Annotated in this window: 19 protein-coding genes; 2 read left to right on the top strand and 17 right to left on the bottom strand. The window is 45.4% G+C overall.

Features of this window, described 5'->3' with window-relative positions; all coding sequences use genetic code 11:
* Positions 1–2,262, bottom strand: coding sequence for a formate C-acetyltransferase (pflB, locus tag GPK88_RS09155; protein ID WP_243278921.1), 2,262 nt, complete (start codon positions 2,260–2,262; stop codon positions 1–3).
* 626 nt (positions 2,263–2,888) lie between these two features.
* Here pflB and GPK88_RS09150 point away from each other — a divergent pair.
* Positions 2,889–3,077, top strand: coding sequence for a hypothetical protein (locus GPK88_RS09150; protein ID WP_110103587.1), 189 nt, complete (start codon positions 2,889–2,891; stop codon positions 3,075–3,077).
* Positions 3,078–3,186: 109 nt separating this feature from the next.
* On the opposite strand, the gene GPK88_RS09145 is transcribed toward GPK88_RS09150, so the two are convergent.
* The 6 genes from GPK88_RS09145 to GPK88_RS09120 all read right to left on the bottom strand — a co-directional run bounded on the left by GPK88_RS09145 (position 3,187) and on the right by GPK88_RS09120 (position 8,973).
* Positions 3,187–3,591 (bottom strand): hypothetical protein, encoded by a 405-nt coding sequence (locus GPK88_RS09145; protein WP_117849435.1) that lies wholly within the window; start codon positions 3,589–3,591, stop codon positions 3,187–3,189.
* 87 nt (positions 3,592–3,678) lie between these two features.
* Entirely contained in the window at positions 3,679–4,578 is a 900-nt protein-coding gene (locus GPK88_RS09140; RefSeq protein WP_161285678.1) for a hypothetical protein, read from the bottom strand.
* A 298-nt stretch (positions 4,579–4,876) separates the two neighbouring features.
* Complete coding sequence (locus GPK88_RS09135) at positions 4,877–5,599, bottom strand: amino acid ABC transporter ATP-binding protein (protein ID WP_148446260.1); 723 nt, start codon at positions 5,597–5,599, stop codon at positions 4,877–4,879.
* Positions 5,592–7,094 (bottom strand): ABC transporter permease subunit, encoded by a 1,503-nt coding sequence (locus tag GPK88_RS09130; RefSeq protein ID WP_174095578.1) that lies wholly within the window; start codon positions 7,092–7,094, stop codon positions 5,592–5,594. Before GPK88_RS09130 ends, GPK88_RS09135 begins: the two co-directional genes overlap by 8 nt.
* Before the next feature lie 15 nt (positions 7,095–7,109).
* On the bottom strand, positions 7,110–7,967 hold the full coding sequence (locus GPK88_RS09125; RefSeq protein ID WP_173762212.1) for a PfkB family carbohydrate kinase: 858 nt from the start codon (positions 7,965–7,967) through the stop codon (positions 7,110–7,112).
* A gap of 37 nt (positions 7,968–8,004) precedes the next feature.
* Positions 8,005–8,973 (bottom strand): phosphoheptose isomerase family protein, encoded by a 969-nt coding sequence (locus tag GPK88_RS09120; RefSeq protein WP_174095577.1) that lies wholly within the window; start codon positions 8,971–8,973, stop codon positions 8,005–8,007.
* Between the two features lie 314 nt (positions 8,974–9,287).
* Between GPK88_RS09120 and GPK88_RS09115 the strand changes: the two genes are divergently transcribed.
* The gene (locus GPK88_RS09115) at positions 9,288–10,010 is read left to right on the top strand and encodes a GntR family transcriptional regulator (protein WP_173762210.1); all 723 of its coding nucleotides are present in this window, start codon (positions 9,288–9,290) and stop codon (positions 10,008–10,010) included.
* Positions 10,011–10,387: 377 nt separating this feature from the next.
* On the opposite strand, the gene GPK88_RS09110 is transcribed toward GPK88_RS09115, so the two are convergent.
* From GPK88_RS09110 to pstC, 10 genes are all read right to left on the bottom strand, one after another.
* Positions 10,388–11,836 (bottom strand): uracil-xanthine permease family protein, encoded by a 1,449-nt coding sequence (locus GPK88_RS09110; RefSeq protein WP_174095576.1) that lies wholly within the window; start codon positions 11,834–11,836, stop codon positions 10,388–10,390.
* 206 nt (positions 11,837–12,042) lie between these two features.
* Positions 12,043–13,419, bottom strand: a complete 1,377-nt coding sequence (locus GPK88_RS09105) for a radical SAM/SPASM domain-containing protein (protein WP_174095575.1) — start codon at positions 13,417–13,419, stop codon at positions 12,043–12,045.
* Between the two features lie 56 nt (positions 13,420–13,475).
* Positions 13,476–14,030, bottom strand: a complete 555-nt coding sequence (locus GPK88_RS09100; protein ID WP_173762207.1) for an HdeD family acid-resistance protein — start codon at positions 14,028–14,030, stop codon at positions 13,476–13,478.
* A gap of 128 nt (positions 14,031–14,158) precedes the next feature.
* Positions 14,159–14,719 carry a TetR/AcrR family transcriptional regulator C-terminal domain-containing protein gene (locus GPK88_RS09095; RefSeq protein ID WP_173762206.1) on the bottom strand — a complete coding sequence of 187 codons (561 nt, stop codon included), beginning with the start codon at positions 14,717–14,719 and terminating at the stop codon, positions 14,159–14,161.
* Positions 14,720–14,833: 114 nt separating this feature from the next.
* The gene (locus GPK88_RS09090; protein WP_244092615.1) at positions 14,834–16,162 is read right to left on the bottom strand and encodes a hemolysin family protein; all 1,329 of its coding nucleotides are present in this window, start codon (positions 16,160–16,162) and stop codon (positions 14,834–14,836) included.
* Between the two features lie 185 nt (positions 16,163–16,347).
* On the bottom strand, positions 16,348–18,033 hold the full coding sequence (locus GPK88_RS09085; RefSeq protein WP_330596837.1) for a sensor histidine kinase: 1,686 nt from the start codon (positions 18,031–18,033) through the stop codon (positions 16,348–16,350).
* A gap of 5 nt (positions 18,034–18,038) precedes the next feature.
* Positions 18,039–18,722, bottom strand: a complete 684-nt coding sequence (gene phoU, locus GPK88_RS09080; RefSeq protein WP_173762205.1) for a phosphate signaling complex protein PhoU — start codon at positions 18,720–18,722, stop codon at positions 18,039–18,041.
* A 4-nt stretch (positions 18,723–18,726) separates the two neighbouring features.
* A complete protein-coding gene (gene pstB / locus GPK88_RS09075; protein WP_173762204.1) occupies positions 18,727–19,485 on the bottom strand; it encodes a phosphate ABC transporter ATP-binding protein PstB in 759 nt (252 codons plus the stop codon).
* Between the two features lie 10 nt (positions 19,486–19,495).
* On the bottom strand, positions 19,496–20,410 hold the full coding sequence (gene pstA / locus GPK88_RS09070; RefSeq protein ID WP_022427024.1) for a phosphate ABC transporter permease PstA: 915 nt from the start codon (positions 20,408–20,410) through the stop codon (positions 19,496–19,498).
* Positions 20,400–21,257: a phosphate ABC transporter permease subunit PstC gene (gene pstC / locus GPK88_RS09065; RefSeq protein WP_118512708.1), complete on the bottom strand. Its 858-nt coding sequence runs from the start codon at positions 21,255–21,257 to the stop codon at positions 20,400–20,402. Before pstC ends, pstA begins: the two co-directional genes overlap by 11 nt.
* Positions 21,258–21,359: the final 102 nt, after the last annotated feature.

Here is a 21,359-nt window from a genome sequence, read left to right as displayed (position 1 = left end):
TTACATCCTTTCGTGGCAGGTTCTTGCGATAACGTCAAGCTGCTGCTCTCTTGTAAGGTCGATGAACTTAACAGCATATCCGGAAACACGGATGGTGAAGTTTGCATACTCCTCTTTTTCCGGATGCTCCATAGCATCGATAAGTTTCTCTTTACCGAATACGTTTACATTGAGGTGATGTGCACCACGGTCAAAGTATCCGTCCAGTACGTTTACAAGGTTCTCTGTACGCTCTTCCTCAGAATGTCCAAGGGCATCCGGGTTGATTGTCTGAGTATTGGAGATTCCGTCAAGGGCATCCTCATAGTCAAGTTTTGCAACAGAGTTCAGGGAAGCAAGAAGTCCGTTCTGCTCTGCACCGTAAGACGGGTTAGCTCCCGGTGCCAGTGGCTCGCCGGCTTTTCTTCCGTCCGGAAGAGATCCTGTAGCTTTACCATAAACAACGTTGGATGTGATGGTAAGGATGGATGTGGTCGGCTTGGAATCACGATAGGTATGGATGTGTTTCAGTTTCTCAAGGAATGTGGAAAGCAGTGTTGTTGCGATCTCATCTGCTCTGTCATCATCATTACCATAACGTGGGAAGTCACCCTCAACCTGGAAGTCTGTTGTGATTCCGTCCTCATCACGGATTGCTTTAACTTTTGCATATTTGATAGCGGAAAGGGAGTCTACTACATGTGAGAATCCAGCGATACCAGTTGCGAAAGAACGGTCAACCTTTGTATCGATGAGTGCCATCTCAGCTGCCTCATAGTAGTATTTATCATGCATGTAGTGGATCATGTTCAATGTTCCAACATACAGATGTGCAAGCCAGTCCATCATCTGATCGTATTTTGCGATTACTTCATCATAGTCAAGGTACTCGGAAGTGATCGGCTGGTACTGCGGTCCTACCTGCTGTTTTGTCTTCTCATCAACACCGCCGTTGATCGCGTAAAGAAGGCATTTTGCAAGGTTTGCACGAGCGCCGAAGAACTGCATCTCTTTACCTGTCTCTGTAGCAGATACACAGCAGCAGATGCTGTAGTCATCGCCCCATACCGGACGCATAACATCATCGTTCTCATACTGGATGGAACTTGTTGTAACAGAGATGTCTGCTGCATATTTCTTGAAGTTCTCAGGCAGTCTTGAAGAGTAGAGAACTGTAAGGTTCGGCTCCGGAGCCGGTCCCATATCCTCAAGTGTATGAAGGAAACGATAGTCGTTCTTTGTTACCATGGAACGTCCGTCCTGTCCCATACCTGCTACTTCCAGAGTTGCCCATACCGGGTCACCGGAGAAGAGCTGGTTGTAAGACGGGATACGAGCGAATTTAACCATACGGAATTTCATTACGATATGGTCAACAAGCTCCTGTGCCTCTTTCTCTGTAAGAGTTCCGTTCTCAAGGTCTCTCTCAATATAGATATCAAGGAATGTGGAGATACGTCCAACACTCATTGCAGCTCCATTCTGAGTCTTGATCGCTGCAAGATATCCGAAGTACAGCCACTGGAATGCTTCCTTTGCATTCTTAGCCGGCTGGGAAATATCAAAGCCATAGATCTGAGCCATTTCTTTCATCTTCTTCAGAGCACGGATCTGATCTGCGATCTCCTCACGAAGCTGGAAGTCATAACGTCTCATACCCTGACGGTCGCATGCTGCGAAATCTTTCTCTTTACCTGCGATCAGATGATCAATTCCGTAAAGAGCAACTCGTCTGTAATCACCTACGATACGTCCACGTCCGTAAGTATCCGGAAGTCCTGTAAGGATCTTGTTGTGACGTGCTCTCTTCATCTCCGGTGTGTAGATATCGAATACACCCTGGTTGTGTGTTTTGAACTCATAGTTGTTGAAAACATCTTTGATCTTGTCGCTTACATGGTATCCGTAAGTCTCACATGCCTGCTCTGCCATTTTGATTCCGCCGTATGGCATGAAAGCACGTTTCAGAGGTTTGTCTGTCTGAAGACCTACAACCTGCTCCAGGTCTTTGAGCTCCTCATCGATATATCCAGGACCGTATGCTGTGATTCCTGTTACTACCTCTGTCTCCATATCAAGAACGCCGCCCTTGGCACGCTCCTCTTTCTGAAGCTCCTGAAGTTTGCCCCAGAGTTTATCAGTTGCCTCTGTCGGCTCTTCCAGGAAAGAAGCGTCTCCGTCATATGGTGTGTAGTTCATGCTGATGAAGTTACGAACGTCGATTTTCTCTTTCCAACGATCGCCTTTGAATCCGTTCCACTGCTCGAAATTAACTTTTGCCAATTTGTTGCACATCCTTTCTCTGTTCTGTTTCGATGATTATTCGTTCACTGCCCGCACAGTTAGTAATATATAACATTTCTCATGACGACCATAAGATACCAGATTCAGATTTTAAAGTCAACAGATTGGAAGTATGTTTTTTATAATATACAAGGGATGGTATTATTGATAAAATTAATGATAAAATTGTACTAGATATTGTACATTGTCGGGCGTCTGACGTACGCACTTTCGCAGTGGGCGGAGTTCCCTTTCCGGGTGGGACGCTTTGGCTGCGGGCGTTTTTGCGAGGAGGGGAAGCATTCATAGTTGCGAAGGCCATTTCCCCTCCTCGCGCTCCTCCCCTCCGGCCACGCAGTTGTTCTGCGTTGTGGGAATGTGATTCTTTACTGACAAGAAGATGGATTCTGCTGTATTGGATATGAAACACTATGCCGATTTTAGCGAAGATGTGGACGGGAATGTGGCACTTACGTTCCTGTTCCCTGGGTGTGGAATGGGTGAATAGATGTGTAGGGTTTAATCTATGACTGACTTTTAAAGTATATCTTTTATATTTTCTGATTATTTATATTGAAACACTTTTTTGATGGAGCTATAATGTAGAAAAAAGGAGCGTGATTTTTATGAGTACGGAAACTACGAAGGATACTCTTCCTTTTACCTGCACACCGGCTTATAACCGGGATGCCTGTAAGGGGTGTGTCTGTTCTACCTGTTATGAACAGGAATTTTGTGACCGGTGCAGCTCCTGTGTGGAGCAGGGACATCGGAAGGAGCGATGTAATGCTTATGAGGGGGCTTATAACTACTGAGCGTCTGAAGTAATTCTAACATTTCAGTCATTTATACACAACAGGTACAAAAAGGGAGATGCGAAAAAACTCAATCGAGTTTTTTCACATCCCCTTTTTAATATCTGTTTTATTCCTTTGTTTTTCCCTCCATAGTCTGCTGTTCATGATTATAAATCCAGCTGGGCGTCATACTTTCGCTTCCATCTCCGTATACAGAAACAGCAATGTACTTTCCGTCTTTCACATAATATCCAATTTCCAGTTTCAGATTCGCTGCCAGTGGTCCGCCTTGTTTCCGGCTTTCTCCTATCTGAATATCGGCATTGCTGATATCAAAGGTAGTCTGTGTAAAATTGCCTTCCGAACCATATTCCATCGTTACGCTGTCCTCATCAGATTCTGTAAGGACTCCGTTTATATATATGATTTCCGATTCTGGTTCGTCGGCAGCACTGCTCTCAGAAGAGGAGGTCTCTTTATTATTCGGGGACTGTCCACATCCCGGAAGACCTGCCAGCAATATCCCAAGCATTATGAATCATGCTGTCATTCTTTTGTATCTCATTTTTCTCTTTCCCCTGTTGTAAATGATGATTTTCCTTTGATTCTGCCCTCCCTGTTAATAATCCTCAGAAGTTTCCTCTTCCTCGTCTATATAATCTGCATCCCCGGATTCTTCATACTCCTGCGTATCCTCTTCTGCCTGGGTATTTCTCTGTTCCATATTATACAGCTGACTGGGTGAAAAATATTCTGTCCCATCGCTGTATACATAAGTAGCAATGTTCACTCCATCTTTCACATAATAATTTACATCTACATTAAGGCTTGTTCTAAGACCACTGACTCCGATCACTTCATCTACCTGAATATCCAGCTCTGCACTGCTGATGTCAAAAGTCATTTCATAGAAATCTCCATCAGAGCCTGTCTCTATTGTCATGGTAGAGTCATCGTTATATCTTACATTTCCGCTGACGGACTTCATTTCATAATTATAAACCCAGCTTGGGGTCATACTTTCACTTCCGTCTCCATATACAGAAACAGCAATGTAATCTCCATTCTCCACATAATATCCAATTTTAAGATTCAGATTTGCCGCTAAAGGTCCCCCCTGTTTCTTGTTTTCGCCTATCTGAATATCCGCATTACTGATATCAAAAGTTGTCTGATTAAAATCCCCGTCAGATCCATACTCGATTGTTACACTGTCCTCATCGGAATCTGTTAAAACTCCGTTTATATATGTAATTTCTTTTTCCGCTTCTGAAGATGTGTTTCCTGTATTGCCGGACTGAGACCCTGAGCCTGTCTGCGCAGCTGCTTTCGTAGGTTTTGGTGCTGCTGTGGCTTTTGGAGTTGGCGTAGCTGTATCCTTCGGTGCTGCTGTGGCCGCCGCCTTGGTCGGTTCCGAAGCAGATGTTCCTCCATTCCCCTCTGTCAGTCCGCATCCGGAAAAACACGTTGCTGCTATTCCCAATGCCATAAATACTGCTGTCAATTTCTTGTAGTTCATTTTCTCTTCCTCCTGAAATAATATTTTTCTTTCATTATACGCCTTTAACTTATCCATTTTGCAGAAACTGTCAAAATCACGTCTCTTATTGGAATAATTTCCTTTTTTTCTTTTTTATTTATTTTTATTTTATACCTGCAAATTCATATTTTGTAAAACTTACCTTCCTGATATTCTGCTTTTATAAGCTTGTCCGATATGATAAAATATTGATAAGATAAAAAAAGTACCAGGATCGGTTTTCCCGAAACTGGTACTTTTTTCAGAGAAAGGATTCTCCGCATCATATTTTTTTAAATTACAATACTTTGGAAAGAAACTCCTTTGTACGTTCCTCCCCTGGATTGCCAAAGAGTTCTTTCGGCTTTCTGTCTTCAAGGATCACTCCGTCGTCCATAAAAAGCACTCTGTCGCTGACTTCTCTTGCAAATCCCATCTCATGGGTAACAACCAGCATGGTCATGCCTTCTTTTGCAAGCTCTTTCATAACCTCAAGAACCTCCCCGACCATTTCCGGGTCAAGGGCTGATGTTGGTTCATCGAACAGCAGCACCTGCGGATTCATTGCCAAGGCTCTTGCGATGGCAACCCTCTGCTTCTGTCCGCCGGAAAGCTTCCCGGGATGGACATCTGCTTTTTCTTCAAGGCCGACTCTTTTCAGAAGAGCCCTTGCTTTCTGGTCCGCCTCTGCCGCATTCCATTTGCCAAGGCGTACCGGTGCAAGAGTGATATTTTTCAGTACTGTCATATTTGGAAACAGGTTAAAATGCTGAAAAACCATTCCCACATTTTCCCTGAATTTATCTACATCCAGCTTTGGATCCAGAATCTGCTGTCCGTTTACGGTGATCTCGCCTTCCTCCGGTTTTTCCAGAAGATTCAGGCAGCGCAGAAACGTAGATTTTCCGGAGCCGGACGGACCGATGATACAGATACACTCACCTTTATTTACATGAGTTGTGATTCCTTTTAATACATGTACATCCCCGAAGGACTTTTTCAGATTTTTAACATCAATCACTTTCTCTCAGTCTCCTTTCAAATCTCCTCAGAAGAATGCTCAGACACTTCACGATCAGGTAATACATGATACCTGCAACGATCAGCGGAATGAACATCTGATAGGTACGGGAAGAAACATAGCTTGCCGCTTTTGTCAGATCCATGATCCCCACATAACCAAGAATAGACGTCTCTTTGATCAGCTGGATAAACTCATTACCCATTGCCGGAAGGATTGTTTTTACTGCCTGCGGAATGATAATAAAACGCATAGTATCTTTATATCCCAGGCCAAGAGAACGGCCTGCTTCGCTCTGACCTTTATCTACAGATAAAATACCTCCGCGGATAACCTCGGAAACATACGCACCACTGTTGATACCGAAGCTGACCACTGCTGCCACATATCCCAGGCGGCTGTGGAATACTGCAAAATAAATGATCATCAGCTGAAGAACGGACGGTGTTCCCCGGATCACGTCAACATAAATATCCGCGATCGTAGAAAGAATGGTTCTTCTGCCTTTTTTCGCAGCTCCAAGACGTACCAGAGCCACCACAAGACCGATCAGAATACCTACGATCACAGACAGAAGGGAAACGATCAGTGTAATTCCAAGACCGTTGATATAAAATTTCCAGCGATTATCCTGAAGGAAAATAAAGCTTAAAAGTCCCAGGAAGCCATCGGTTGCAGCTACATCAGTCACATCCTCACTGCTTTCTACCGTATCTACGAAATACTGCTGGTAAAGATCATCATAAACACCGGACTTTTTAACCTTTGCAAGTCCGTCATTGATGATCTGAACAAGCTCTGTGTTTCCTTTTTCAATACAGAAAACAGTGTCCTCTGCTGTACTTGGCACAGATTCATACTGCAGATCCGAATTCTGTTTGCAGTAGATCTCAGCCATGATATTATCGATCAGGACTGCATCTGCACCGCCGTTTTTCAGCTCCATTACTGCACTGGAGGCGTTTTTAAATCGTTTCACTTTTGCATCTTTTACTTCGCCATAATCCGTTGTCTCACCGGATGCGATCATATCGCTCTGGGCACCTTCCAGAACTGCAACAGTTTTTCCGGACATCTCCTCAAAATCTTTGATCGGATTATCCTTACGGCTGATGATGCACTGGGTACCGGTGTAATAAACATCGGAAAAATCCACACTCTTTTTTCGATCCTCTGTAGGTCCTATTCCGGCAGCGATCACCTGCACATCTCCGGCTTCCATGGAACCCATCAGTGAATCAAAAGGCATGTCTTTCCATACCAGCTTTACATTTTCTTCTTTGGCGATGGCCTCCAGAAGATCGTAGTCAAATCCTGTGATATTTCCATCATCATCCAGGTATTCAAACGGTGAATACTCTGCATTTGTTCCCACAATGATGGTCTGCTGCTCTGCTGCTTTTACTGCCACCGCACTGCTGAAATATACCGGCAGAGCCATGATCATGCACATTACAAAACAGATAAACGCTCTGCTTTTTCCATAGCGTCTCATTGTTTTCCCCTCCTGTTATTCATATTTTTTTCCGTATCCGAAAGCACCTTCCATACCGCAGATCCCTGCCGCAAAAGCAGCTGCTTCCGCAAGGCTTTCGCGGATTGCTGTTTCCCTGTCCACGCCGGCTTTGGTTTTTCCGATATATCCGGTAAGAAAAGAAGCAATAAGGGAATCTCCTGCACCGAGAGTGTCTTTTACTTCTGCAAGCGGAGCTGCCGCCTGGGCAAAAAACTTCTCACCATCATAAAGGATACATCCTTTTGCACCTCTGGAAGCCATGGCAAGTTCCGGACCCATGGAGATGATTTTTTTCAGATGGGCTTCTGCTTCCTCATCGGTTCCATCAAAAGAACAGAACGCATAGGTAACATCCGGTGCTGTTTTTTCATAATACTCTTCTGTGGAATCATCCGAAAAATCGAAGGAAACCGGGATTCCGGCCTCTTTGATCTTGTGGAGTTCATTCTCTGTAAAAGAATAATTTCCACTGTGTACCACGTCAAAGCCTTTCATGTATTCCAGGTCAAACCGATCCAGAACATATGGTGTTTTTCCGCGGATGCCGCCTTCATTAAAATCCAGGAACTGACGGTCTCCGTCTTTTAACGTGATCCTGGAATAGCCATTCTCGCCGTGCAGCTGTTTACACTTTACCGTTTCCACGCCGATTTTTCCCAGTGTATCCATGATCAGCTCTGCTCTGTCATCATCTCCGAAATATCCCATATATGCTGTTTTTTCACAACCGGCCATTTTTCCGTAGACACTGACATTTACACAGTTTCCACCTGGATACATGGTTTTCAGATGATCATAGATATCCACAACATTGTCTCCAAAACCAAGGAGTTTTGCACTGTATCTGCTCATTTTTCCCCTTTCTCTGTGCCGAGGCACAGCAACATTCTTAATATTCCACAACTCCCATATATCTTCTCATATCCAGCGGATGGCGGCGTTTATCCTGCAGCGCAGTACGGTAAACCGTTGTCATGGTGTAGAAGAGCATTGGTGTAAAATATTCCACGCAGCTGTCATCAATCGCTGCCATGCCAAGTTTATCTGCATCGATCACTTCATATTTTCTTCCATATTTCTCAAGAAAAGTCAGAACTCGCTCATCCATCATACGATTTCTTCCGCGACTCATCATCAGAATGTACAGATGATCCTCGTCTGTCACCTCAAAGGGTCCATGGAAATATTCTGCGCTGTTCAGATATCCGCAGTCCATCCACTGCATTTCCTGAAGAGAGCAGATGGCAAAACCGTATGCCTGAGAATAGGATGCTCCGGATGCCATGATATAAAGATTCGGTTCCTCTGAATATTTTTCTGCAAAAAGCCATGCTGCATTCTGCTGATCTTTAACTGCTTCTGCAATGATCTCATCGATCTTCCCAAAACCTTCCGCAATCTTGTCATAGAGCCCATAACCCGGCTCCTGTATCTTCATAAGTTCATTAAGAAGACGGAGAACGATTCCCTGTGGCTTCTCTGCCTCTTTTACTCCCGGTGCCCAGTCGTATACAATGGAAATCCACTCATCGGTATCGCAGGCAGATCCCGGTGCATGTGTCATGGTCACAACGGCTGCGCCTGCTTCCATTCCCGCTTTTGCGGCTTCCAGACATTCCTTTGTTTTTCCGCTGTGTGAGCAGATGACCAGAAGGCTGTCTTTTCCAAGCTTCCTGGGCGGTGTCAGGGCAAACTCCCTTGCCGGGATCCACTGTGCATCCATCACTGCTGATTCCGCACGCAAGAAATAATATCCCGGATATAAATCTACCAGAGAGCCTCCGCATGCAAGAAAATACACGTTTTTGATCGTTCCATGCTCTTTGGTGATCTTATTTACAATTTTTTCTGCGTCCATTTTTTATCCTCCTGTTTTGAGATGTCCAGTCTGAAAATCCTAAAAATCCTTTGAAAGTTCAGGATCTGAAAGATTTTCTAACTTTGTTTTTTCCTCTTTTGCTTTTACAGTTTACCTTTTTAAAGAATATAACATATTATAACGTTATAGTAAAGAGTATATTCATTATTTATGATTAATTATTCATCTATATACATTGTTACTGTTCACTCTGTGACCGGCAGCATACCCCGCTATGCTCTTCATCCTGCTGGACAAACCCAGTTATACTATAGTAAAATACTGGTTATGAATACATCAGAAAGGACATTTTCATGTTAAATAAAAATTCAATCCAGCCGCTTTACAAGCAGCTTATGGATATTATTACCGGCCAGTTAAAAAATGGCACATATAAGCCTGGAGAGAAAATCCCCACAGAGCCGGAACTGGCTGAGCTTTACCAGGTCAGCAGAATCACAGTGCGGCGTACTGTAGAGGAACTTTGTACCCAGGGATATCTTGTCAAGCATCAGGGAAAAGGAACCTTCGTAAAATCCCCTATGATCTTCCGGAAATTTGAATCTCAGAAAAATATGAGTTTTTCTGAATCCTGCCGTCAAAGCGGTCGTGTTCCCGGTTCCCATGTACTGGCTTTCTGCAGGAAGTCTTCAGACAGTCTGACCTCTGATTTCCTCCAGCTCGCTCCTGATGAAGAAGTTTTCTTCCTGGAAAGGCTTCTCCTGGCTGACGGGATTCCCATTATCAATGTGCACACATGGCTGCCAGTCCGGCTCTTTCCGGATTTTGATCCCAAGGCTGTGGAAAACGGATCTTTTTTTGAATATCTGAAATCTGCTTACAGCTATTCCATCGCTGATTCCAGCAGAAGCACCGTTTCAGTCACTACCGCATCCGCAGACATGGCCCAGACTTTAAGCCTTGCACCGGGGGACCCTGTGATGATCCTGGATTCCTATATGCAAAGTCCGGACGGAGCTCCCCTATACATCAGCCGGGAATACATTGCCGGCTCACGCTATACAATATCTTTCTGACAAAATGAGCAGCACAACCTGGCCCCACCATCAACACATTTCGCCCACCACTCTCAGGGAACAGGCCCGCAAGTGGGCCTCCTTCCCGTCCACAACCACCAATAGACACAACCTCCCATCCCCAACACCCCCGAATCCCACATCCCGTCAGTGCATTTACGCCCACCACAACGCTGAACAACTGCGTGGCCAGGAGGGGAAGAGCGCGAGAAGGGGAGACGGCCTTCGCTAACTCCGAGTGCTTCCCCTTCTCGCAAATTACCGCCTTCCAAAAGGCAGAACCTTTATCAAAAAAATCATAAAAAACAAATTCCCACATAAAAAGAGACCATCGAACGTCAATACGTCCAACAGTCTCTAAAAAAGAAAAATCCCTTTTATTTATTTTTAACTTTTTCAAGCATCTCCTCAGCTCTCTCAACATCCGTCTTCTCATCCTTAGGAAGAACGATGTTCAAGATAATCGCAAACACCGCCGCCGGAACAATACCGGAACCGCCGAAGATCAGGCTGATGGCCTGCGGCAGATGTGCAAGGATCGCTGTATTGGAACCAAGTCCATAACCAAGACCCAGCGCAACAGAAACGATGGTAACATTTCTCGGTCCAACCGGCCATTTGGTGATCAGCTGGATACCACTGACAACGATCGATGAGAACATCATAACAGCAGCGCCGCCCAGAACACTCTGCGGCATGATAGAGATCAGCGCCGCAAGTTTCGGGAATAATCCGCAGGCGATCAGGAAGATTCCTCCTGTAGCGATACAGAAACGGTTTACAACCTTATTCATGGCAACCAGACCAACGTTCTGGCTGAATGAAGTATTCGGCAGTACACCGAACAGTGCCGCAAAGGAAGAACCAAGACCGTCACACATAACACCACCGGAAAGCTCTTTATCGGTAGCCTCTCTTCCAAGACCACCCTCTGTGATTCCGGAAATATCACCGACAGTTTCCACTGCAGTTACAATAAACATAATGAGGATCGGCACGATCGCACGTGCGTCAAATACCCATTTCACAGGCATAAGTGCCGGTACTGCAAACCATTTCGCCTGAGCAACTTTATCCCAGTTCAGGACCCAGGCCTTTGTAGCCTCCACAGTAGCACCTGTGTCATCTACATATGTAAATGTTGTGGGAAGTACCACAGCCATGATACTTACCAGAATATATCCCACAATAATACCGATGAGGATTGAAGAAAAGCTTGTAAATCCTTTTGTACCATGTTTCAGCGCAATGATCACGATCAGGACCACAAAACCTACGAAAAGGTTTTCCAGAGAACCGTAATCTTTTGCGGAACTTCCGCCTCCAAAAGAACTGATTCCCACGCCGATCAGTGAAAGACCGATAGAAAGTACAACCGTACCTGTTACAACAGACGGGAAAAATTTTCTCAAAGGTTTCAGAAAGCTTCCCAGTACAGTCTCAAAAAGACCGCCGATAAAACATGCTGCCATGATCGAGCCATAAGCAACGATACCATTTCCCATGACTCCGGCAACGCTCTGACATACGCCGATGAAGCCTGAACTTGTTCCCATAACGATAGGAAGCTTGCCACCGACCGGTCCGATCGTAAAGACCTGTACAAGTGTAACAATTCCTGCGATCAGCATTGCATTCTGAAGTAATGCAACCTGAAGATCCCCTCCTGCTTCAATTCCGCAGGCTGCCGTGATGATAAGAAGCGGGGTAAGGTTACCCACAAACATGGCAAGCACGTGCTGCAGTCCAAGGGGAATTGCCACCTTAAGAGGTGGGCGTCCGTCCAGCTCATAAGGGCTGGCTGTGTTTTTCTCCTGTTTTTCCATAATGAATCCATCCTTTCTTTCCCTATGTCCTGACGATAACATAAAAAAGAAGGCAGTTATACCCACTGCTGAATATAACCGCCCTGTTATCTGTCAGTACACGTATCATGTCTCTTCTGTTTCGACACTCTTATCTGAACTGTTATTTCAGACTCCTGAAAAACGGGTTCATTATACAGTATCCCACCATCTATATCAAGTATTAATTAACAAGTTGTTGATTTTTTTGCAGCTTTTTTTACCTGGCTCTCACTCCAGAGCTCATCTGCCTGTTTCTTCCATACCTCTGCATAGTGATCACACTTTGCACAGAGATGCTCAGCTGTTTCCGGAGACTGAAGATCTGTAGATTTCGCTCCTGCACGTTCAACCATCTTGCGGAGAAGCTCCGGATTCTCAAGCATAGGACATGGACGAAGCATGTTCTTGTTGAACGGCTGTCCCTTGTGATACTCCATAAAGATCGGGCTCTTCAGCGCCTCAAGAAGTGTACATTCTTTAATGTTCGCATTGGAGAAATGAATGAATACACAAGGATCCACATCTCCGTTTGCATTGATATGAAGGTAACGGCGGCCACCTGCGATACATCCGCCTACATACTCTGCATCATTCTGGAAGTCCATAGTGAAGAGAGATTTTGTGGCACGGAATCTGCGGACGCTGTCGTACATTTTGATTCTCTGCTCCGGTGTGGGAAGAAGATCTGCTGCCGCATCATTTCCAACCGGCATATAGTGGAAGAACCATGCAAAATAAGCTCCGCACTCGATCAGATGATCGAAGTACTCCTCGCTGCTTACTGCATCTACGTTTGCAGATGTGTAGCATGTGGAAACACCGAACGGAAGTCCGTGGCTCTTCAAAAGCTCCATGGCATGCATAACCTTCTGGTATACGCCATCTCCACGTCGTCCGTCTGTAGTTGCCTCTGTTCCCTCAAGGCTGATAGCCGGAACGAAGTTTTTCACACGGAGCATTTCCTGACAGAATTCTTCGTCAATAAGAGTTCCGTTTGTGAAGGAAAGGAACTCGCAGTCCGGATTCATCTCACAGATCTTAATGAGATCCTTTTTGCGGACCAGCGGCTCACCGCCTGTATAGATGTACATATAGGTTCCCAGTTCTTTACCCTGTTTTACGATAGAATCGATAGTCTCAAGATCCAGGTTCAGCTTGTGGCCATACTCTGCTGCCCAGCATCCTGTGCAGTGAAGGTTACATGCGCTGGTAGGATCAAGAAGGATTGCCCACGGTACATTGCAGTCATTCTCTTCTGATACCCTTTCCTGTGTTGCGCTTCCCTTAAGACTGGCATTTACAATAAAGTTACGGAAAAATGTCTGGCGTACACCTGCATCCAGCTGATACATACGAAGGATCAGCTGATACCAGTTATCCTTTGCCTCGATGGAATGACGGATGGCGTTTCTCTGTCCTGCATACCAGTCATCCGGTGTTACTTTATCAACCATTTCCATGATCTTCGGTATATTGGCCTCCGGATCCTTCTCAAGATAATCCAGTGCTTTTGTTACTGTAGCTGTAAGAGCAGCCTGTTTTGCTTTGTCAAAAATTCCCATCTCTGTTTCCTCCTCTTATTGTCCTCTGAAGTAGTTATGATTATTTTATCTTATGTTTACAGCCGGTTCTTAATGATCCGGATCGTCAGAAGTGCCACACATAAATTCAGCAGTCCTTCCAGAAAAATGGAAAATCCTACCAGGATCATCATGGTCGCCGCTGCATCAAATGGCCGGATAAAAACCAGCACCCCGATTACTCCGGTGGCCAGTGCCACGATCAGGATCTGCCACCACTGAACCAGTCCGAAACGTTTTGCGTCAACGGACATCTGAATCTTAAATAAGGCATCTGCCAGAATCAGAATCCCGAATACAGAAAAGATCAGATCCACCGCAAAATTCTTCCTGGCGATCATGATCACACCTACTGCCATCAGCAGTATTCCGAATGCCAGATCAAACTGAAAAGCCAGGCAAAAAGCATCCCTTGTAAAATAGCCGCTGACCTTAATGATTCCGTACAGGATCAACATGGTTCCCATCAGTACACACAGCATTCTCACGGAACTTTCCGGCTTCGCCATCAGGAAGATGCCCAGTGCACAGAACAGCAATGACATGATGATGTAGACATTTTTTACGATCTTCAGCTGTTTCAAGTCATCCATACGTCTCCTCCTTAACAACTGTTTTTTCTCATTAATACGGATTATATATCACCGTGTTGTGTAAAAAAACAGACAAAAAAGAGCCAGTGCCCAAATTTCAGGCACCAGCTCCATTTTAACCAATTATATCAAAATGCTTCCTTCATATGTTCATAATCTCTTTCCAGACTTCTCTGATAAATATGTTCCAGTTTATGCATATCTGACAGGATATCATACTCCATATCATGCCGCAGCCAGTCCAGGATCACTCCCACAAATACACATTTATAGTACCGGATCACCAGACGCTTATCCTCTTCATCCATTTCAAAGTCTCCAACTGCCCGTCTGATCAGTTTCTCCACCACATGTTCGGCAGCGTGGTCCAGATAATCTGCAAACACATCTCTCTGGATCGAACGGTACAGATGAACCATGGCTTTTTTATTCTTCTGAACTGCATTGACAAGAATTTCCATACATTCACTGACAGATTCCGGAGCCTGCTGACTGGTCAGGATCTCGTCCAGTTCTTCCCGTACCATGGCTTCCACCGCATCCGGAATATCCTGAAAATGGTAATAAAATGTATTCCGGTTCACGCCACAGCGCTCCACGATATCTTTCACTGTGATCTTGGACAGTGGTTTCTCATTCATAAGTTCCGTCAATGTCTGCAATATAATCTGTCTTGTAAAACCTGGCATTTCCTCTCCCCCATCACAAACTTTCCTCGGGCTGTTTCCTTATTATGTCATAAAAATAACACTCTTTCAAGCAACAACATGATCGAAAATATCCATAAAAAGCAAAAAATTTTGTCAGATTTCTTCTTTCGGTTCCTGTACTTTTTTCTCCGGCTGAACATGAACAATACCTTCCGCAACCGTATGGTTTCTGACCTGTTCTACTACAATGTCCAGATTTTTCCAGTTGCACCGAAACTGCTCTCCGTCCTCCGGTACACGTTCCAGCACACCACACACAAATCCACTGAATGTATCATATTTCTCCACAGGAAGTTCTACATTAATAGCCTCTGCCACGTCATCCAGGATCGCTCCGCCCTGTATTTTCCAGACATGTTCTCCCGTCTTCTCTATATCATCCGGTTTCGGCAGATCTGTCCGGTCATCAATATCTCCTACCAGTGTCTCCACCAGATCATGCAAAGTAACGATTCCCACAAAACATCCGTATTCATCCAGCACTACCGCAAAATAATCACGTTTTTCCCGCATTTCCCGGAAGATCAGATTGGCACGCATGGACTCCGGTACAAAAAACGGCGGATAACAGGCTTTTTTGAGAACTACTTCCCTTTCTCTGCTATTTAAACGGAAATAATCTCGGGTGTCCAGAATATATACAATATCATCCTCATTTTCCCCACATATCGGGTAAAAAGTATGACGGTTATCCCGGATCACCTGTTCCCATTTTTCGTCCGAATCTTCCATATAAAGAACAACAACATCCCGTCTGTGGGTACAGATCTCGTCTGCGTCGGTATCATCCAGATCAAAAACATTCTGGATCATCTCGCTCTCTTCCTGCTGGATACTTCCCTGTTCATTTCCTTCACTTAAAAGCATGCGGATCTCATCTTCTGTGGCCTGATCCTCTTTTTCTTCCGGACGGATTCCCATAAGGTGCAGTACTCCGTTGGTAGTAGCTGTCAGAAGCGCAGTGGCCGGCCATACTGCAAGAAGCGCAATTTTAAGCATTCCTGCAAGCTTCAGGGAAAGTTCATCCGGATTCTTCATTCCCAGGCGCCTTGGCACCAGCTCTCCAAACAGAAGACTCACGTAAGAAAGCAATATTGTTACGATGATCATACATACGATCTTCAGAACATTCTGTGATACATCCACGCCTGCTTTCAAAAGCGCCGCTGTCATAGGCTGTGCAAAATATTCTGCCGCAAAAGCACTCTGTAAAAATCCCGCTGTAGTTATGGTTACACGGATCGCCGTCATAAAATGCGCCGGCTGTTCTGTGATTTTCATCAAAATCTGCGCCCGGTGATCTCCCTCTTCTGCCATCTCTTTCATCTTCGGTTCATTCATGGACAGAACCGCAATCTCCGCGCCTGCAAATACAGAGTTCAGAAAGATCAGGAACACCAGTAAAATAATTGCCTGTATCATCTTTTTATTCCCCTCAGTATAGTCGTCCGGAAGTATTCCGAACCGGTTATAATACAGAAAGCGGACTACTAATCCGCTTTCCCGTCTTGTATTTCGAATTATTACTACTTAAGATAGCATAAGCCATCCGGTCTGTCAAACTGGGAAGCCGGTTCTCCAGCCTGATACAAAAAGAAGCAGCATTTTTACTCTGCTGCCTCTTTATTTTCCATATGATGTTTCGGAAATTCCATAATGATCTCGGTTCCCTGTCCCGGCTCACTGTTCAGCCACAGCCTGCCGTTCAGAGTTTTTACCCCGTGCTTCACAATGGAAAGGCCAAGACCGGTTCCTCCGATTTCCTTGGAGTGACTTTTATCCACCCGGTAAAAACGCTCAAAGATGCGTTCCTGATCTTCTTTCGGAATACCGATTCCCGTATCCCGCACATTTACACGAACTACGTCTCCTTCATCCTTCAGCCGTACAAAAACTTCTCCACTCTGATGGTTATATTTGATAGCATTATCACAGACATTGTAGAGAACTTCTTCCATAATCGTCGGCACGGTTTCCAGCACGGTACTTCCACCTTCCATATACATATGCACTTCCTGCTTCCCGGCAGCTTCATGTAAGGTGGAAAAAATATCGTGAACCATACTGTAAAGATCCAGTTCTTCCCACTGATAGGGAAGGCCGCCTTCATCCAGACGGGAGATCCGGATCACATCTCCAACCAGACGGATCAGTCTCTGCGCCTCTTTATAGATACGCCCTGCAAAAACTTTCACATCTTCATCCTTCACAAATCCGTCCTGCATGATCTCTGCAAAGCCGGAAATAGAAGTCAGCGGTGTTTTCAGCTCGTGGGAAACATTGGCGGAAAATTCTCTGCGCAGCTGTTCCCGTTCTACTTTTTCAGTTACGTCCACCAGAAGAATTACCGCACCTTCTGTCTTGTTTTCTCTTGTGACAGGGTTGGCGATCACCTGGATATCACTGCCATCCAGACGAAGAATTTTGTCCTCATGATTTCCTTCAAGAACCTGCTCCACAACGCCCCGGAATTCTTCGGAACGGTTCAGCAGATACACACTTTCTCCTGTTCGGACTTCGTTTACCTTAAGAAGTTTTCCCACACTGGAGTTAACGGAAAGCACCATGGTGTAACGGTCGATCACAAGAAGACCTTCCTGCATGTTCTCCGTAATAATGGAAAACTCTTTCTGCTGCCTTCTGGCTGCCTCAAGCTGCAGACGGATCTGACGGTTCTGGCGGTAGATTTTGCTGATAAGAGGTTCCACCTCTTCATACACATTGATCTCCTCCGGATGTTCCAGATCCAGGTTGTTGAGAGGTTCCACCACCCTGCCGGAAAGTCTGGAGGCAAATACCGCAGAAAGAACAAGGATCAGAAACAGCACGCCCAAAAGGGATGGTACCAGCTGCCAGACAAGTGCAAGCGCCGAGTCCTGAGTGCCGGAAACACGAAGGACATTTCCATTGTCCAGACGTATCGCATAATATATGGTCTTTTCGGAAAGTGTAGAAGACATTCTCTCATCTTCCCCCTCTCCGTTAAGCTCTGCCTCACGGATTTCTTTTCTGTGGCCATGATTTCCCATACTTTCCACATCAGCTTCATTATCATAGAGGACTTTTCCACTTTCATCCACATAGGTGACTCTGGAATCTATGTTATTCAGCTGTTCCAGATAATCTGTCCCTGCCGCTTCTACTCCTCTGGAAATATAAACCGCTTCTTTTTTCAGCTCATTCATCAGCTGATGCTGGAAGGAATGAGAAAGGATTCCAATGACAAATGCCAGTCCCAGCACGGTAACCATGGATGAGACCAGCATAATATACTTAAATATTTTTTTACTCAAAATAATCATTCTCCGGTAAGATAATTGTCCGTGTGACTGGCACTGCTTCTGTGGACTCCGGTAATGGAGTATTCTACCCATTCCGCAATGTTTACTGCGTGATCGCCGATACGTTCAAAATACTTCGCAGCCATGAGAATGTCAAGCCCTAATCTTGCATCCGGGCTTCCGCTGCTTAAGATTTCAACCAGTTTTTCTTTAATCTCATTAAACGCATTATCTACCTTGTCATCATCATCAATCACCTGTCTGCAGAGTTCCAGATCACCCTTTACAAAAGCATCAATGCTTTCTGTCACCATGCGGACTGTATCCTCAGCCATCTTCCGGATGTTGATGCTGTTTCCGGTAACTGCTTTGTCCTCGATATGTTTGGACAGATCTGCAATATCTGCCGCCTGGTCACCGATACGTTCCATATCGGAGATCATCTTCAGCGCTGCAGAGATAGATCTCAGGTCACCGGCTACGGGATGCTCATGAAGAAGAAGTTTCATGCAGAGGTTTTCGATCTCTCTTTCCTGTGCATCGATCTCTTTTTCCGTTTCAAAGATCTTACCAATGAGGGTCATCCCGCCTTCACCCTGAATGGCTCTGGCAGAAAGTGAAATTGCTTTTTCACAGAGGCTTCCCATGGTGATCAGTTCCACGTGAAGCTCTTCCAACTGTCTTACAAAACGTTCTGACATAATATCAACCAAACCTTCCTGTAATATAATCCTCGGTACGCTTGTCCGCTGGCATGGAGAACAGCTTGTCGGTATCCGCAAATTCCACAACCTCACCCAGAAGGAAGAATGCTGTTTTGTCGGAAATACGGGTTGCCTGCTGCATATTATGTGTGACCATGACGATCGTATAGTCTTTTTTCAGCTCTACTGCCAGATCCTCAATCTTGGATGTGGAGATCGGGTCCAAAGCAGATGTGGGCTCATCCATCAGAAGTACTTCCGGCTGTACGGCAAGGGCGCGGGCAATACAGAGACGCTGCTGCTGTCCGCCGGACATACCAAGAGCACTTTTTTTCAGACGGTCCTTCACCTCATCCCAGATAGCTGCGTCGCGGAGAGATTTTTCCACAATGTCATCCAGTTTCGCTTTGGAACGGATGCCATGGGTTCTTGGTCCGTATGCGATATTATCATAAATGCTCATCGGGAACGGATTGGGCTTCTGGAATACCATACCTACACGTTTGCGGAGAAGGTTCACATCCATGTTTCCGTAGATGTCTTCGCCGTCAAGCTCTACTTTTCCTGTGATGGTACATCCCTCTACAAGATCGTTCATACGGTTGAGGGATTTCAGAAGTGTGGATTTACCACAACCGCTGGGCCCGATAAAAGCTGTGATCTCTTTTTCCGGGATCTCCATATTGATGCCTTTCAGTGCATGAAAGTTTCCGTAATGAAGATTCATATTATCTATCAGAATTTTTGTTTTTTCACTCATGATCAGTTCATTATCCTTTCGCTATTTTTCTGGCTACCAGACCGGACAGGCCATTGATAACAAGTACAAAAGCCAGAATGACTACGGCTGTTGCAGATGCCTGGTTTACATGAAGTCCCTCGCTGGAAAGCACATACATGTGAAGTGCCAGGGTACGTCCGGAACCCATCAGGCTGTTTGGAACTGCCGCAACAGTACCGGAGGTATAAAGAAGTGCCGCTGTCTCACCTACCACACGTCCGATGGCCAGGATCACACCTGCCAGGATTCCGGGAACTGCGGAGGGAAGTACGATAGTAAAAATAGTACGGAGCTTGCCTGCTCCAAGTCCGAAGCTTGCCTCACGGTAAGAATCCGGAACGGATTTCAGCGCTTCCTCAGCGGTACGCATGATCAGGGGAAGTACCATGATCACCATGGTCAGGGCACCGGAAAGAAGAGACATGCCCCAATGCAGTGCAGTTACAAAGAACAGCATACCGAACAGACCATATACGATGGAGGGAATGCCGGAAAGTGTCTCTGCGGTAATACGAATCAGCTTTACAAAGCGGCTGCCTTTTTTTGCATATTCCACAAGGAAGATCGCTGCAAAAATTCCTACCGGGGCGGCAATCGCCAGAGATACCAGTGTCATGATCAGGGTATTGATCAGTGACGGGAGAAGGGAAACGTTCTCTGAGGTATAGGTAAAGCTGAACAGACTTGCGTTCAGATAGGGAATACCTTTTACAAGCACATAGCCGATCAGGAAGAACAGCAGTGCAAAAGTGATCACTGCTCCCAGCAGTGTGAGGAATCCCAGGACTCCTGCACCAGGATGTCTTGCATAGGACTTCAGCTGGTCTCCTATGGTAAGTGTATTTCTTTTTTTCATGTTTGTTTCTACCGCAGGATCTGCGGTTACTGATACATTAGTTTGCATGTTCCGCCCTCCTGTTCAGCAGTGAAAGACTTAAGTTGATGATGAGGATAAATACAAAGAGCACAACTCCTGTTGCGATCAGTGCTTCTCTATGAAGTCCTGATGCATATCCCATCTCTGTTACGATGTTTGCAGTCATGGTACGGACACCCTGAAGAAGTCCCTTCGGCATACGTGGCTGGTTTCCGGCTACCATGATCACGGCCATGGTCTCACCGATGGCACGTCCGATCCCGAGGACAATGCCTGCCAGGATTCCGGATTTTGCTGCCGGAAGCATAACAAAGAAAATGCTTCTTTCTTTTGTTGCGCCAAGTGCAAGTGAACCTTCATAGTAGCTTTCCGGAACGCTTCGTACTGCAGATTCCGTAACTCCGATGATCGTTGGAAGGATCATGATTCCCAGAAGGATACATGCTGCCAGCATACTGCTTCCGGTTCCTCCGAACAGCTGGCGGATCAGCGGTACCAGGAGAACCAGGCCAAAATAGCCATATACGATGGATGGAACGCCTGCCATAAGCTCAATACCGGATTTCAGTGGTTTATAGATTTTTTTCGGACAATATCTTGCCATAAATACGGATGTAAAAAGTGCGATCGGCACTCCGATAAGGATTGCTCCTGCAGTTACATAAATACTTGCCACGATCATTGGCAGGATTCCGAATTTATCGTTTGTTGGTCTCCATTCTGTTCCGAAGAGGAATTTTAAGGGACCGATCTTTCCCATTGCAGGAAGACCGTTTGCAAAAAGGAACACGCAGATAAGAAATACTGCAAGAACCGACGCACAGGCCGCAATGAGGAAAACGACCTTCATGGCCTTTTCTCCTAAATGATTCATAAGACACCTTTCTCTCTGTCCCAGTGGATATCCACTGTGCTGATATATAACGGAGCGGCTTTCCTGACCTTGTCATGATCGCCGCTCTTTGTAAGATACTTC

It is taken from the genome of Blautia sp. MCC269, from assembly GCF_018785655.1.
Taxonomy (GTDB): domain Bacteria; phylum Bacillota; class Clostridia; order Lachnospirales; family Lachnospiraceae; genus Blautia_A.
The sequence above is the reverse complement of the archived record's forward strand: the minus strand, read 5'-3'. Positions and strand labels throughout refer to the sequence as shown.